Annotated in this window: 14 protein-coding genes; 4 read left to right on the top strand and 10 right to left on the bottom strand. The window is 73.0% G+C overall.

What is annotated here, in order from left to right:
* Positions 1–202: 202 nt before the first annotated feature.
* Entirely contained in the window at positions 203–1,192 is a 990-nt protein-coding gene (gene selD, locus OG617_RS22270; protein ID WP_405094953.1) for a selenide, water dikinase SelD, read from the bottom strand.
* A gap of 195 nt (positions 1,193–1,387) precedes the next feature.
* Here selD and OG617_RS22265 point away from each other — a divergent pair, with 195 nt between their 5' ends.
* The 4 genes from OG617_RS22265 (at position 1,388) to OG617_RS22250 (ending at position 4,701) form a co-directional block, all read left to right on the top strand.
* The gene (locus OG617_RS22265) at positions 1,388–2,143 is read left to right on the top strand and encodes an amino acid ABC transporter ATP-binding protein (protein ID WP_405094952.1); all 756 of its coding nucleotides are present in this window, start codon (positions 1,388–1,390) and stop codon (positions 2,141–2,143) included.
* 56 nt (positions 2,144–2,199) lie between these two features.
* A complete protein-coding gene (locus OG617_RS22260; protein WP_405094951.1) occupies positions 2,200–3,063 on the top strand; it encodes a glutamate ABC transporter substrate-binding protein in 864 nt (287 codons plus the stop codon).
* A gap of 79 nt (positions 3,064–3,142) precedes the next feature.
* Positions 3,143–3,817 (top strand): amino acid ABC transporter permease, encoded by a 675-nt coding sequence (locus OG617_RS22255; protein ID WP_405094950.1) that lies wholly within the window; start codon positions 3,143–3,145, stop codon positions 3,815–3,817.
* Positions 3,817–4,701 (top strand): amino acid ABC transporter permease, encoded by an 885-nt coding sequence (locus OG617_RS22250; RefSeq protein ID WP_405094949.1) that lies wholly within the window; start codon positions 3,817–3,819, stop codon positions 4,699–4,701. The genes OG617_RS22255 and OG617_RS22250 overlap by 1 nt, the downstream gene beginning before the upstream one ends.
* A 203-nt stretch (positions 4,702–4,904) precedes the next feature.
* On the opposite strand, the gene rny is transcribed toward OG617_RS22250, so the two are convergent.
* The 9 genes from rny to OG617_RS22205 all read right to left on the bottom strand — a co-directional run bounded on the left by rny (position 4,905) and on the right by OG617_RS22205 (position 14,772).
* The gene (gene rny, locus OG617_RS22245) at positions 4,905–6,671 is read right to left on the bottom strand and encodes a ribonuclease Y (RefSeq protein WP_405094948.1); all 1,767 of its coding nucleotides are present in this window, start codon (positions 6,669–6,671) and stop codon (positions 4,905–4,907) included.
* Between the two features lie 757 nt (positions 6,672–7,428).
* Entirely contained in the window at positions 7,429–8,133 is a 705-nt protein-coding gene (locus tag OG617_RS22240; protein WP_405094947.1) for a 3-keto-5-aminohexanoate cleavage protein, read from the bottom strand.
* 96 nt (positions 8,134–8,229) lie between these two features.
* The gene (locus OG617_RS22235) at positions 8,230–8,925 is read right to left on the bottom strand and encodes a regulatory protein RecX (RefSeq protein WP_405094946.1); all 696 of its coding nucleotides are present in this window, start codon (positions 8,923–8,925) and stop codon (positions 8,230–8,232) included.
* A 14-nt stretch (positions 8,926–8,939) separates the two neighbouring features.
* The gene (gene recA / locus OG617_RS22230) at positions 8,940–9,986 is read right to left on the bottom strand and encodes a recombinase RecA (protein ID WP_405094945.1); all 1,047 of its coding nucleotides are present in this window, start codon (positions 9,984–9,986) and stop codon (positions 8,940–8,942) included.
* A 187-nt stretch (positions 9,987–10,173) separates the two neighbouring features.
* Positions 10,174–10,374, bottom strand: a complete 201-nt coding sequence (locus tag OG617_RS22225) for a DUF3046 domain-containing protein (RefSeq protein WP_405094944.1) — start codon at positions 10,372–10,374, stop codon at positions 10,174–10,176.
* Positions 10,365–11,684 (bottom strand): MFS transporter, encoded by a 1,320-nt coding sequence (locus tag OG617_RS22220; protein WP_405094943.1) that lies wholly within the window; start codon positions 11,682–11,684, stop codon positions 10,365–10,367. The genes OG617_RS22225 and OG617_RS22220 overlap by 10 nt, the downstream gene beginning before the upstream one ends.
* A 322-nt stretch (positions 11,685–12,006) precedes the next feature.
* Positions 12,007–12,336 (bottom strand): hypothetical protein, encoded by a 330-nt coding sequence (locus tag OG617_RS22215; RefSeq protein ID WP_405094942.1) that lies wholly within the window; start codon positions 12,334–12,336, stop codon positions 12,007–12,009.
* A 128-nt stretch (positions 12,337–12,464) separates the two neighbouring features.
* The gene (locus OG617_RS22210; protein WP_405094941.1) at positions 12,465–13,166 is read right to left on the bottom strand and encodes a UdgX family uracil-DNA binding protein; all 702 of its coding nucleotides are present in this window, start codon (positions 13,164–13,166) and stop codon (positions 12,465–12,467) included.
* A gap of 268 nt (positions 13,167–13,434) precedes the next feature.
* The gene (locus tag OG617_RS22205) at positions 13,435–14,772 is read right to left on the bottom strand and encodes an aminotransferase class I/II-fold pyridoxal phosphate-dependent enzyme (RefSeq protein ID WP_405094940.1); all 1,338 of its coding nucleotides are present in this window, start codon (positions 14,770–14,772) and stop codon (positions 13,435–13,437) included.
* Between the last annotated feature and the right edge of the window lie 29 nt (positions 14,773–14,801).

Raw genomic sequence — 14,801 nt, 5'->3', positions numbered from 1 at the left:
CCGGGCAAAATTTCCTGACCCGGCGTTGCGGTGAGTGACGGAAAGATGACAGTTTATCGGGTATGGTGGTCCATCCGGTGCCCTGACACCCGCCCGGTCGGCGGGTCGACTCAAGGCCTCGGCTCGGCGCAAGGCCACGACTCGGCTCGACTCAAGGCCATGGGCCGGGTCGGGTCGGGTCCGCTCGGCGCCACGACCCGGCTCAGCGCAGCACGACGAGGTGCTCGCCGCGCGGCAGCAGCTCGCCGATCACCGTGGCCCCCGGCAGCTCGCCGGCGACCAGCAGCCCGCCCGAGGTCTGGGCGTCGGCCAGCAGGAGCCGCTCCGCCTCGCCCGCCGCGCCGAAGTCGGTCCACGGGGTGACCCAGTCCAGGTTGCGGCGGGTGCCACCGCTGACGTACCCGTCGCGGACGGCCTCCCGCGCGCCCGGAAGGTACGGCACCCGGGCCGCGTCGATCGCCACCGTCAGCCGGCTGGCCCGGGCCAGCTTCGAGGCGTGCCCGAGCAGCCCGAAGCCGGTCACGTCGGTGCCGCAGCGGACCCCGGCGGCGACCGCCGCGCGGGCCGCGTCCCGGTTCAGCGCCGCCATCGAGGCGACCACCTCGGCGAACCACTCCCCGGTGGCCTTGTGCCGGGTGTTGAGCACCCCCACGCCGAGCGGCTTGGTCAGCGACAACGGCAGCCCGGCCCGCCCGGCGTCCAGTGTGATCAGCTCCTCCGGCCGGACGACGCCGGTGACCGCGAGGCCGTACTTCGGGCCGTCGTCGTCGACGCTGTGCCCGCCGGACAGGTGGCAGCCGGCCTCGCGGGCCACGTCCTGGCCTCCACGCAGCACCTCCCGGGCCAGCTCCAGCGGAAGCTTCTCGCGGGGCCAGCAGAGCAGGTTGAGCCCGACGAGGGGGGTGCCGCCCATGGCGTACACGTCGGAGAGCGCGTTCGCGGCGGCGATCCGCCCCCAGTCGTACGCGTCGTCGACGACCGGGGTGAAGAAGTCGGCGGTGCTGACCAGGCCGGTGCGCTCGTCGAGGCGGACCACCGCGGCGTCGTCGCCGTGGTCGAGGCCGACCAGCAGCTCGGCCGTGCCGCTGGCGGGGCCGAGGCCGGCGACCAGCGCCTCCAGCTCGCCGGGCGGGATCTTGCATGCGCATCCGCCACCGCGGGCGTATTCGGTCAGGCGCACCGGTTCGGTCATCCCCCCATGGTCTCGGAAGGGGATGGACCTCGCCACCCCACCGGCCGGCCGGCCCCGGAATTCGGACTCCTGGAGCGGATCGTTACCGGTGTTACCGCACCGTGACCAGATGAGTTGCGTTCCGCCATGACAGCCCGCCTAAAGTTGCCAAACCGGGGGTCATCCGACTCCCTGGCGTACACGACGACAGGGACGGTGGACGACGTGACGACGGGCGAACCGCTCATCGTGCTGGACTCGGTCAACAAGTGGTTCGGGCCGCTGCACGTGCTGGACGACGTCTCGCTCTCCGTCGGCAAGGGCGAGGTGGTCGTGGTGATCGGCCCGTCCGGCTCCGGGAAGTCGACCCTCTGCCGCACGATCAACCGGCTGGAGCCGATCAGCTCCGGCAGCATCACCTTCGACGGCCAGCCGTTGCCGGCCGAGGGGAAGGCACTGGCGAAGCTGCGCAGCGAGGTCGGCATGGTGTTCCAGTCGTTCAACCTCTTCGCGCACAAGACCATCCTGGAGAACGTCACCCTGGGGCCTGTCAAGGTCCGCAAGGAGAAGGCTGCGAGCGCGCGCGAGCGCGGGCTGGCCCTGCTGGACCGGGTGGGCATCGCCAACCAGGCCGACAAGTTCCCCGCCCAGCTCTCCGGCGGCCAGCAGCAGCGGGTGGCGATCGCCCGCGCGCTGGCCATGCAGCCCAAGGCGATGCTCTTCGACGAGCCGACCAGCGCGCTGGACCCGGAGATGGTGGGCGAGGTGCTGGACGTGATGACCTCGCTGGCCAGCGAGGGCATGACCATGGTCGTGGTCACCCACGAGATGGGCTTCGCCCGACACGCGGCCAAACGGGTCATCTTCATGGCCGACGGCAAGCTGGTCGAGGACGCTTCCCCGACGGAGTTCTTCGGCAACCCGCGCAGCGAGCGGGCCAGGGACTTCCTCTCCAAGATCCTCACGCACTAGGCGACCGTACCGGAGCACTCCGCCCCCGGGCGGGCTCCGTCGAGAAGGAGATGAGTATGCGTATCAAGCGCGTGGCGGCAGTAGCTGCGGCGGCCGCCCTTGCACTGGGAATGACCGCCTGCGGAGGCGACGACGGCGGCGACAGCGGCTCGGGCAGCAAGGGCCTTGTCGGCAAGGCGCAGAGCCAGAAGAAGCTGGTCATCGGCGTCAAGGCCGACCAGCCGGGGCTGGGCCTGCAGACCGGCAGCACCTACGAGGGCTTCGACGTCGAGATCGCCAAGATCGTCGCCAAGGGCCTGGGCGTCGAGGCCGCCAACATCGAGTGGAAGACCACGGTCTCCGCCAACCGCGAGCCCTTCATCCAGCAGGGCACCGTGGACCTGGTCATCGCGACGTACACGATCAACGACGAGCGCAAGCAGAAGATCAACTTCGCCGGGCCGTACTTCATCGCCGGCCAGGACCTGCTGGTCAAGGCGGACTCGACCCTCGCTGGTCCGGAGGCGCTGGACGGCAAGACGGTCTGCTCGGTGACCGGGTCCACCCCGGCCAAGCGGATCCAGCAGGAGCACCCGAAGGCCAAGCTGCAGCAGTTCGACTCGTACTCGAAGTGCCTGCCGCTGCTGGAGAACGGCAAGGTCGACGCCGTCACCACCGACGACATCATCCTCGCCGGCTACGCCGCGCAGACCCAGTACGCCGGCAAGTTCAAGGTGGTGGGTAAGCCCTTCTCCTCCGAGCCCTACGGCATCGGCCTGAAGAAGGACGACAAGGAAGGCTGCGAGAAGGTCAACGAGATCCTCAAGGCCGCCGCCTCGGACGGCACCTACAAGACCGCCTGGGACGCCACGCTGGGCAAGAGCGGCAAGGCCGCGCCCGAGCTGGACACCACCAAGCTGACCAACTGCGGCAGCGTCTGACTGGTTCCGGGGCCGGCACCGGTGACGGTGTCGGCCCCGGTCTGTCACGACGCCGACAACGTGCCCCGGGAGTCGACGCATGCACGTATTCGCTGACCAGGCCAACTTCGACGCGTATGTGTCGGGCTTTCTCTGGATCCTCAAGCTGACCGGTGCGGCAGCGGTCCTCGCGTTGCTGCTCGGCGTGCTGCTCGCCGCGTTCCGGGTCTCCCCCGTACCGGTGCTGCGCGGCCTCGGCACGGCCTGGGTCAACATCTTCCGCAACACCCCGCTGACCCTGATCATCTTCTTCTGCTACTTCGGCCTCTTCTCCACCCTGGGGCTCAGCCTGGCCGAGGACCTGGACCTGAACAACTACTGGCTCGGTGTCGTCGGCCTCTCCGTCTACACCGCGTCGTTCGTCTGTGAAGCCGTTCGTTCCGGCATCAACACGGTGCCGAACGGACAGGCGGAGGCCGCCCGAGCGATCGGGCTCAGCTTCTTCCAAACCCTGCGGATCGTGGTGCTGCCCCAGGCCGGCCGGGCCGTCGTGGCCCCGCTGGGCAGCGTCCTCATCGCGCTCTGCAAGAACGCCACGATCGTCGGCACGATCGGGCTGATGGAGTCCTCCAGCGTGATGAAGGACCTGATCAACAGCAACGGTGACGCGGTCATCGCGATCTTCGCGGTCTTCGCCGGCACGTTCGCCGCGCTCCTGATTCCCACCGGCTACTTCTTCGGCTGGCTGGCCAACCGACTGGCGGTGAAGCGCTGATGAGCGCCAGCAACGTCCTCTACGACCACCCGGGGCCGCGGGCCCGCGCCCGCAACGCGGTCCTCAGCGTGGTCTTCGGCGTCGGTCTGGTCGCGCTGCTCTGGTGGATCTACCGCAAGTTCGACGAGGCCGGCCAGTGGGAAGCCCACCTCTGGAAGCCGTTCACCGAGGCGTCGACCTGGACCGAGTTCATCGTCCCGGGCCTCCAGCAGACCCTGCTCGCGGCCAGCACCGGAATGGTCCTGTCCCTCGCCTTCGGCATCGTCTTCGCCGTGGGCCGGCTCTCCGACCACCGGTGGATCCGGGTGCCCTCGGGTGCGGTCGTGGAGTTCTTCCGCGCCGTGCCGCTGCTTCTGATGATCTTCTTCATCTTCTACGGCGTACCGTTCCTCATCCAGGGCCCGGTCTCGGCGTTCTGGTCCGTGGTCATCGGTCTGACGTTGTACAACGGATCGGTCCTCGCCGAGGCGTTCCGCGCCGGCATCCGGTCGATCCCAGGGGGCCAGGCCGAGGCGGCGTACGCGGTGGGTATGCGCAAGGCCCAGGTGATGCGCCTGATCCTGATTCCCCAGGCGGCCCGGGCGATGCTGCCGGTGATCGTCAGCCAGCTCGTGGTGCTGCTGAAGGACACCGCGCTCGGCTACATCGTGGCCTTCCCCGAGCTGCTGCAACGCGGCGTGAACGACCTCTCCGCCAACTACGGCAACGTGGTCGCCGCCGCGATGGTTGTCGCCGCGATCTACATCGTGATCAATACGCTGCTCACCCTGCTGGCGAACTGGCTGGACGGGCGGACCCGGCGACGGGCGTCCCGGGCGCCGAAGCGGGCAGCCCCGAGCTCGAACCAGATGGGCGGACCAGCCGTGGTCGAGCCGCAGGGCTGAGGGACATCTTCAGCAGCACGAGGGCGACGCGGCAGGACTCGCGTCGCCCTCGTTGCCCCGGAGGCTGGTCGGCCCAGGCGCGCTCGGGGCACCCCCTGACTGCACAGGGGTGCCCCGAGTAACTCCACCCCGCCGAGGCCGCCGCACGGATCAGCGGACGGGGCAGCGAAGCCTGAGGGCAGGAGTCCCTCGCCGTTCCGCTCTCAGCGGGCGATCTCGGTGACCCGGGACTCGCGCACCACGGTCACCCGGATCTGACCCGGATAGGTCAGTTCCTCCTCGATCTGCTTGGCCACATCCCGGGCCAGGACCGCCGCGCCGATGTCGTCGACGTCGTCGGGCTTGACCATCACCCGGACCTCCCGGCCCGCCTGCATGGCGAAGACCTTCTCGACGCCGATCTTCCCGGCCGCGATCTCCTCGATCCGCTCCAGCCGCTTGACGTACGCCTCCAGGCTCTCCCGCCGCGCCCCCGGCCGGCCGCCGGAGCAGGCGTCGGACGCCTGGGTGAGGACGGCCTCGATGGTCTGCGGCGGCACCTCGTTGTGGTGCGCCTCGATGGCGTGGACGACGTCCTCGCTCTCGCCGTACTTGCGGGCGAGGTCGGCGCCGATGATGGCGTGGCTGCCCTCCACCTCGTGGGTGAGAGCTTTGCCGATGTCGTGCAGGAACGCCGACCGCTTGATCGTCGGCACGTCCAGCCGCAGCTCGGCGGCCATGATCCCGGCGATGTGCGCGGTCTCGACGAGGTGCTTCAGCACGTTCTGGCCGTACGAGGTGCGGTAGCGCAGCCGGCCGAGCAGGGTGACCATCTCGTCGTGGATCTCGGTGATGCCGACCTCGACGAGGGCGTCCTCGGCGGCCCGGCGGCAGAGCTGCTCCACCTCCTGCCGGGCCAGGTCATAGACCTCCTCGATCCGGTGCGGGTGGATCCGGCCGTCGAGCACCAGCTTCTCCAGGGTGACCCGGCCGACCTCGCGCCGCACCGGGTCGAAGCAGGAGAGCAGCACCGCCTCGGGGGTGTCGTCGATGATCAGGTTGACCCCGGTGACCGACTCGAAGGCGCGGATGTTGCGCCCCTCCCGGCCGATGATCCGCCCCTTCATCTCGTCCCCGGGCAGGTGCAGGACGCTGACCACGCTCTCTGCGGTCTGCTCGCTGGCCACCCGCTGGATGGCGTCCACCACGATGTGCCGGGCGCGCTGCTCGGCGGTGCTGCGGGCGTCCGACTCGATGTCCCGGACCAGCAGCGCGGCCTCCCGCTTGGCCTGCGTCTCGATCGCCTCGATCAGCTCCGTGCGGGCGGCGTCGGCGGTCAGCCCGGCGACGCGCTCCAGCTCCCGCCGGCCCTGCTCCTCCGCCTCGGTAAGGGCCCGTTCCCGCTCGACCAGCCCGGACTCCCGGACGGCCAGGGCGGCGCTGGCGGCGGTGAGCTGCCGCTCCCGGCCGGCGAACCGCTCCACCTCCTCGGTGTGCAACCGCTCCCGCTCGTCCATCCGGGCGGCCCGCCGCTCCACCTCGGCGGCCTGTTCCCGGGTGGTCGCGGCGAGCACCGCCACCTCGCGTTCGCCGCTGCGCCGGGCCGCCGTGCGCAGTTGCTCGGCGTCCGCCTCGGCCTGCTTGTGGGCCCGCTCCAGAACGGTGTCCGCCTCGGCGCGGGCGCCGTCGAGCACCCGGCCGGCCTCCGAACGGGCCGCCTTCGCCTCGGCCTTCGCGGCGGCGGCCTCGGTGCGCGCCGCAGCGGCGGCGGACTTGGCGACGTCGATGGTGCTGTTCGCCTCGTCGGCGGCGGTCCGCAGCGCGGCCAGGGACTGTTCCTGGCGGTCCTTCTCGGCCATGAAGGCCGGGTCCTCGGGGCGGGGGGCGGTGCTGATCCGGCGCATCGTGCGCAGCCCCACCAGCACCGCGCCGACGACCACAACGGCCAGCACCAGGACCACGGCGAGGATGACGACGTCGAAGGCGGTCACGGCCGCACCGCCACGGCGACGCGAGCCGAAACGAGCCGGCGGACCGAAACGAGGCAGCGGGTCGGAACGAGCGGGCCGGCCGGGACAAGCGAGCGGGTCCGGCCGCCGCCGGTGGCGGTGGCGGTGGCGGTGGCGGTGGCGGAACTGCGGCGTGCCACCCGGGAGTCTTCCGGGCAGGAGCCAGGGCCTCCGGCTCGGGCGCCGCCGGGTCGGAGGCCACGGTGCGCGTCACCGCAGCCGATCCCGTCGCCCGTCGGTGCGCCGCGACCGACGACCGTCCCGCCGGGACCACCGGTGTACCTGTGCCACCCCGCCATGGCCGCCTCCCCTGAACGTCGGCGCCGCAGTGCTCGTGCCATGGGCACGCGCGCTGCGGCTCTGAGACGCCCGACCTGAGCGGCTGGCCATGGGTAGCTCTCACCACCGGCGGTGCCCGCGGGCACCGTCGGCAGCCGGGTGCAGTTGTCGCACCAGCTCCGGACCGGCCGGTCCGGAGCTGGCACCGCAGGCCGGCGAGCCGGCCAAAGTGATGCCGTTCTGTTACGCGATCTATGTTGTGCGCACAGCCTGCGCTGGTCGGGCAATGTGAGCCTGTATGGCGAGGCTAGGTCTCCGGGGGCCGTCTGGTCAAGGACTCATGATCAAACCCCCCGAACGGAGCGAAGTTGGAGGGTCACCGAACGCCGATCCGACGCCGGACACCGCCGGACAAAGGAGGCGTGGCGCGTCCGCCGTCGGGGCATCGGCGCTGCTCGGCTCAGTCGGCTCCACCCGCGAGAGCCACGGCGACCAGCGCGGCGTTGTCGGCGGCCGGCGCGCCGCCCGGCAGCACGAGGGTGTCCTCCAGCCCGATCCTGGTGTCGAGCCCGCGACCGACTGCCTCGGCGAGCACCGACCACACCGCCGGGCCCTCGGCGTGCAGCAGCACCGGCGGGCCGCCGGACGGCAGTGCGGCGAGGATGCCGGCAGCGTCGACCAGCGCGTCCGCCGGATCGGGGGCCATGCACTCGACGAGGACCCGCAGGACCGGCACCCGCCAGCCCCGGTACGCCCGGACGGCGTCCAGGGTCCAGACGCCGGCCTCGACGGCCACGCCCCGCTCGACCAGCGCCGCCGCCACCTGCTCCGCGCCGATCTCGTGCGCGTTGACCGACGCGAAGTCGGGCGGCACCCGCCAGGCCCGCACGGCGGCCACCCGGGCGGCCGGGTCCGGCTCGATCCACGCGCCGGTGCTCACGCCGACCGGCAGCCCGGGGCAGGCGGCGCGCAGCGCGGCGACCGCCGCGTCCACCGCCGCCGGGTCGAGCGACTCCGCGCCGTCGGCGTCGCGTGGGTGGACGTGTACCGCCGTGACCCCGAGGGCGGCACAGCGGGCCGCGTCGGCGGCCAACTCGGCCGGGGTGACCGGCACGGCGGGGTGTTCGGCCCGGCTCCGGCCGCCGTTGAGACACGCCTTCAACATCGATGCCGCCTCCCCGCCGATCACCTCTTGACGGACCCCACCCCACGGGGGCACCCGCCTTCTCCGCCGAACATCCCGCACGGCCGGCCGCGCCGGTCAGTCGAGGCTACGGCTGTCCCGGTCGATGTCGCCCTCCGCGTCGGCGAGCGCGTCGGCGTCGATCCGGTCGGCGAACTCCGCCGCCTCGGCGCTCTGCGCGGCGAGCGCGTCCTTCACCGCCCGGATCGCCACGCCGGGCGGGTAGCCCTTGCGGGCGAGCATGCCGACCAGCCGACGGAACACCGCGTCGGGCTCCCCCCGGGCGGTGCGCAGCTTCCGCTCGACCAGCACCCGGGCCGTCTCGGCCTCGGTCTCCTCGTCGAGCTCGCCGAGCGCCTCGCTGGCCACCTCGCCGTCCACGCCGCGCCGGCGCAGCTCGTTGGCGAGCGCCCGACGGGCCAGCCCCCGGCCGGTGTGCCGGCTGGACACCCAGGCCCGGGCGAAGGCCGCGTCGTCGATGATGCCGACCTCGTCGTACCGGTCGAGCACTCCGGCGGAGACCTCCTCGGGGATTCCCCGCTTGGCGAGCGCGGCGGCCAGCTCCGCCCGGGTGCGCGGGCGCAGGGCGAGCTGGCGCAGGCAGATCTCCCGCGCCACCTCGGCCTCGTCCCGGGGCGGGGACTGCCCGCCGGCCTCCGGGTCGGTCGCCGGATCGGGGCGGCCACGCCGGGGACGGGGCGGAGTGTCGGCGTCGCCCGACCGGGGCGGGCTGGCATCCCAGCCACGCCCCGTGCGAGCGCGTCGTCCTGCCACTGGTCAGCTACCGGTCAGAAGTCGACCGGCGGCAGCTCCGGGCCGCCGGCGGCATCGCCCACGCCGACCCCGACGCCGAGCTTTTCCAGGATCTTCTTCTCGATCTCGGCCGCCACGTCCGGGTTTTCCTTGAGGAACTCCCGGGCCTTCTCCTTGCCCTGGCCGAGCTGGTCGCCGTCGTACGTGTACCAGGCGCCGGACTTGCGGATGATCGCCTGCTCCACGCCGACGTCGATCAGCGAGCCCTCGCGGGAGATGCCCTTGCCGTACATGATGTCGAACTCGGCCTGCTTGAACGGCGCGGCGACCTTGTTCTTCACGACCTTGACCCGGGTGCGGTTACCGACCACGTCGGTGCCGTCCTTGAGGCTCTCGATGCGACGCACGTCGAGCCGGACCGAGGCGTAGAACTTCAGCGCCCGGCCGCCGGTGGTGGTCTCGGGCGAACCGAACATGACCCCGATCTTCTCGCGGAGCTGGTTGATGAAGATCGCCGTGGTGCCGGTGTTGCTGAGCACACCGGTGATCTTCCGCAGCGCCTGGCTCATCAGCCGGGCCTGGAGGCCCACGTGGCTGTCGCCCATCTCACCCTCGATCTCGGCGCGCGGCACCAGGGCCGCCACCGAGTCGATCACGATGACGTCGATCGCGCCGGAGCGGATCAGCATGTCCGCGATCTCCAGCGCCTGCTCGCCGGTGTCCGGCTGGGACACCAGCATCGCGTCGGTGTCGACCCCGAGGGCCTTCGCGTAATCCGGGTCGAGCGCGTGCTCGGCGTCGATGAAGGCCGCGATGCCGCCGAGCCGCTGGGCGTTGGCCACCGCGTGCAGGGCCACCGTCGTCTTACCACTGGATTCCGGGCCGTAGATCTCGACGACCCGGCCGCGCGGCAGACCGCCCACGCCGAGTGCCACGTCGAGGGCGATGGACCCGGTCGGAATGACCGAGGTCTGGACGACCGGCCGATCCCCCAGCCGCATCACCGAGCCCTTGCCGAACTGCTTGTCGATCTGGGCGAGAGCAAGGTCGAGCGCCTTCTCCCGGTCAGGACCTGTCGCCATCGTTGCCATCCCTGCCTTCGCCGGCGTCTTTGCTGCTGAGCTTCTCGTCACGCGGACACGCTAGGCGCTGGGTCCGACAGAACACCAGCCGACCGGCCGTGACCTGTGGACGAGCCCCCCGCTGTGGACAATAGCCGAACAGGTGTACGACTCGGCAGGCGACACGCGGACCGGAAGAAATGGCTGCTCAGCGTAGACGCGCAGGCACCCGGTCGGGGTACGCGGCGACCACCGCCCGCCACACCACGTGGGTCTGCTCACCCGATCTCAGCGCCTGCTCGATGGTCCGCCCGTCGAGCTGGGACAGCACCTGGTCCGAGGCGATGCTGGCCGCGTAGCCCGACCCGAACACCTCCTCCAGCCGCGTCCAGAAGTCGGTCAGCCGCACTGTCGGTCCTCCTCGTCCGGCGCCGGTACGGACGCCGGACGCAACGCTAGCGCCAGCAGGGGCACCGTCGCGATCGCCGCCAGCAGGGTGAGCGTCGGATACCCGGCCACCTGCATGACGAACCCGCTCAGCGCGCCGGCGGCGGCCCCGGCCAGGCCCATCGTCAGGTCGGAGAGCCCCTGCACGCTGGGCCGCACGGCGGCCGGCACCGACTCCGACAGCAGGGTGGAGCCGGCCACCATCGTCCCGGACCAGCCCAGCCCCAGCAGGACCAGACCGACCGAGAGCCCCGGCGTGTGGTGCCCGGAGACGCCCGCCACCGCGCAGGCGGCCAGCAGCACCGCCAGGCCGCCGAGGATCACCGGGCGTCGGCCGAGCCGGTCGGTGAGCCAGCCGACCACCGGGGAGAGGGCGTACATCCCGGCGATGTGCAGGCTGAGCACGACCCCGACCACCCCGAGCACGGCGGCGTCGGAGTGGTACTCGCCGAGGCGTACCGGGGTCATCGACATCACCGCGACCATCACCAGGTGGCCGACCGCGACGGCGGCGATGCCCAGCCTGGCCGCCGGCCGCGCGCGGACCACCCGCCAGGCCACCCGCATGCCCGCCCCGCGCCCGCCGGTCGCCGCCGGCCCTCCCGCAGCCTCGGGGGCCTCGGCCGCTGCGAGCCGGCGCGCGGTGAGCAGCGGGTCGGGCCGCAACAGCGCCAGCAGTACGCCGGCGGCGAGCGTGAACGCCACGGCGCTGAACGCGAACGGGCCGGCCAGCGGCGGCAGCCCCCAGCCGCGGGTGGTCCGGTCGGCGAGCGCGGCGAAGTTCGGCGCGGCCACCGCCCCGACCGTGGTGGCCCAGACGACCACGGAGAGTTGGCGGCCCCGACGGGCTGGCTCTGCGAGGTCGACGGCCGTGTAGCGGGCCTGGAGGTTGGCGGCCGTACCGCCGCCGAACAGCAGCATGCCGAGGAAGAGCAGGGGCACCTGGCGGGTCACCGCGGCGAGCACCACCAACACGCCCCCGGCCGCCCCGACCAGGTACGCGGTGACCAGGCCGGGCCGGCGGCCGTATCCCATCATGATTCGGGTGACCGGGACGGCGAGCAGCGCGCCGCCCACCACCCCGGCGCTCTGCGCCAGTCCGGCGACCGCCGTGCCGGCGATCCGGGCGGCGAGCAGCGCCCCGACCGTGACACCGATGGTGACGCCGACGCCCCCGATGATCTGGGTCACGAAGAGCAGCCGCACCGTCCGGCGCTGGATCGGGGCGACGTCGATCCGGCTCGGGGCCGGCGCGGTGAGGTCGGTGGCCATCGAGGCTCCTCGGGAAGGGGCGGTGGGCTGCCGGGTAAGGGGCGGTGGGCTGCCCCATCCTTGCGCAGCCCTGCCCACGCCGGCACCCGGGTCTGCCACAGGCCGAACGTCCGATCGCCGTCACCAAGTCGCCGTCACCAGGTCGCCGTCACCAGGTCGCCGGGGCAGAAGCTGGGCGGCCACCGCTCACGCCGGGCGGCGGCGGTCGGCTTGGTGACGTACGGGAGCCTCCGCCGCTCCACCACCTACGGCTTCGCCCCCGCTCCCCCGACCGGGTCTCGGCGGACGACACCGCTCACGCCCAGCGGCACCAGCTGCCGCGTCAGCCGGCGGGCCCGGGCCAGGCCCAGCCCGCCGACAACGAGGACAGCGGCCAGCACCAGCCCGAACCAGGCCCCCGCAGCTCCTCGGCGTCGGCGACGAGCCGCTGGTGGTGGCGGTGGCAGGGCGCTGGTGGTGGCGGTGGCAGGGCGCTGGTGGTGGCGGTGGCAGGGCGCTGGTGGTGGCGGTGGCGGGGCCCACGACCGGGGCGAGCGCCGCCGGCCGTGCCGACCAGCGCGCCCCGGCGCACCACCCGCAGGCACGCCGCCGGCGCGGACCGGGCGCGCCGAGCCGGATCAACGGGAACGCCCCGGACGCGCTCGCGTGTCATGGCCGTCCCGATACCCAGCCCGTCGACAATCCCGGATGGACAGTCGCCGGATCTTGGACAGCTACCGGTCCCCGAGAACGACAACTGTCCACGATCGACCCGAAGAACCGCCTGGGTGGGTGGGTTGGTCAGGCGGAGAGGGCGTCGGCGGCGATGGTGAGGTCGGCGACCAGGCCGGCGTACGCGGTGTCCTGGTCGTCGGCGCGCAGCACGGCCGACGGGTGGATGGTGGCCAGCATCCGGGCCGCCGGGGCGTCGGCCACCTTCCCGGCGGAGTCGACCGGCACCCGGGCGAAGTCCTCCGGGCGCTGGGCCGAGGCTGGCCACGGCATCAACGTGCCCCGCTGCCGGGTGACCCGGAACGCGGGGCCGAGCAGCGCCTTCGCGGCGGTCGCGCCGAGCACCACCACGACCTCCGGGCGCAGCCGGGCGAACTCGGCCACCAGCCAGGGCCGGCACGCGGTGACGTGCACCCGGTCCGGGGTCTGGTGGATACGCCGCCTGCCGCGCAGCTCGAAACGGAAGTGCTTGACGGCGTTCGTCAGGTAGAGCTGGCTCGGGTCGAGCCCGGCGTCGTCGACCGCCCGGCGCAGCAGCCGGCCGGCCGGCCCGACGAACGGTAGCCCTCTCTGGTCCTCCATGTCGCCGGGCTGTTCGCCGACCAGCACCACCCGGGCGTCCTCGCCGCCGCGACCGAAGACGGTCTGGGTGGCGTCCCGGTACAGCTCACAGCCCCGGCAGCCGCCCGCGGCGGCGCGCAGTTCGTCGATGGTGTCGGCCTGCGGCGGGATGAACTGCTGGGCCCCGGGCGCGGCCTCGGTCTCGGACATGACGATCTTCCTACCCGCCCCCACCCACCCAAGCGAACACCCCACCCCGGCGTGTCCCCAACCCCAACCCCCACCCCGTCCCCACGCCCACGCCCACCCCCACCCCTCTCGCGGTTGATCAAGAGGTTTGCGTCATGGATCCGGCCTGACGTGACGCAAACCTCTTGATCAACCGGGCTGGCGGGGCGGGCGGGGCGGGTGGGGTGGGGTGGGTGGGGGTGGGGGTGGGCGTGGGCGTGGGGACGGGGTGGGGGGTTGGGGGTGGGGGTTAGGCGGTGAAGGTGGGGGGGTGGGTGGGGTGGGTGGCGGTGGTCAGGGCGGCGGCCAGCATCGGGATGTCGGCGGTGGTGAGCGGGCCGACCGTGATCCGCAGACCGGGCTCGGCGGCGATCCGGAACAACGCACCGGGGGCCACTGCCCAGCCGGCGTCGCGCAGCGCGGTGATGGCGCTGGTCTCGTCCGGCACGGGGAGCCAGACGTTGAGGCCGGTGCGGCCGTGGCCGGTCAGGCCGTGGGCGGCCAGGGCGGCGAGCAGGTCGCCCCGGCGGCGTTCGTAGCTCTCGCCGGCCCGGTCCACCAGCGCGGCGGTGGCCGGGTCGCGCCAGAGCGCCAGCACGAGGCGTTGCAGCACGGTGGATACCCAGCCGGCGCCGACCTGGGCCCGGCCGGCGACCCGGGCCACGGTGGCCTCGTCGCCGGCCAGCACCGCGAGCCGCAGGTCGGGGCCGTACGGCTTGCTGACCGACCGGACGAAGGCCCAGGTCGGGGTGCCCCCGGCGAGCGGGTGCAGCGGCACCCGGGCCAGCTCGGCGGCGTGGTCGTCCTCGATCAGCAGCAGGTCGTCGCGGCCGGTGAGCAGGGCGCGCAGCGCGGCGGCCCGGTCGGCGGAGACGGCCGCCCCGGTCGGGTTCTGCGCCCGGCTGGTCACCACCAGGGCCCGGGCCCCGGCGGCCAGGGCGGCCCGCACCCCGGCCTCGACCGGCCCGTCGTCGTCCACGGGGACCCCGATGGGGCGCAGCCCGAGCGCGGCGACCAGGTCCAGCAGGTTGGCCCAGCCCGGGTCCTCCACGGCTACCGCGTCGCCGGGGCGCAGGTGGGCGGCGAGCAGCCGTTCGATGCCGTCGAGCGCACCCCCGGTCACGGTGACCTCGTCGGCGGGCACCCCGTCGGCGGCGAGCCGTTCCCGGGCCGCGTCGGCCAGCTCGGGCAGGACGCCGACCGAGGCGTACCCGACGGGGGCGGCGAACTCGGCGGCGAGGGCGGCCAGGTGCGGGCCGAGCGGTGGGAGCAGCCGGGTGTCGGGCTCGCCGCGGGACAGGTCGCGGGCGCCGAGGGCGGGGCTCGGACGCAACGCCCGGCGGGTGGCCACCGGCGGCCGGGGGCGTACCCGGGTGCCGTGCCGGCCGGCGGTGGCGAGCAGGCCGCGCCGGGACAGCTCCTGGTACGCGCGGGCGACCGTGGCCGGGCTGACCGCCAGCTCGGCGGCGAGGGCTCGCACCGGCGGCAGCGCGGCCCCGGCCGACAGCTCGCCCGACCTGATGCCCGATTCCACGCTGGCCGAGATCTCGGCGGCCGTCCCGCCGCTCACCTGATAATGTGCTGACACAATTTTTCTATTGTACTAGAACAAAGGCG

This window comes from Micromonospora sp. NBC_01412 (genome assembly GCF_045040215.1).
GTDB classification, from domain to species: domain Bacteria; phylum Actinomycetota; class Actinomycetes; order Mycobacteriales; family Micromonosporaceae; genus Micromonospora; species Micromonospora rubida.
This window is presented reverse-complemented; position numbering and strand designations above follow the sequence as displayed.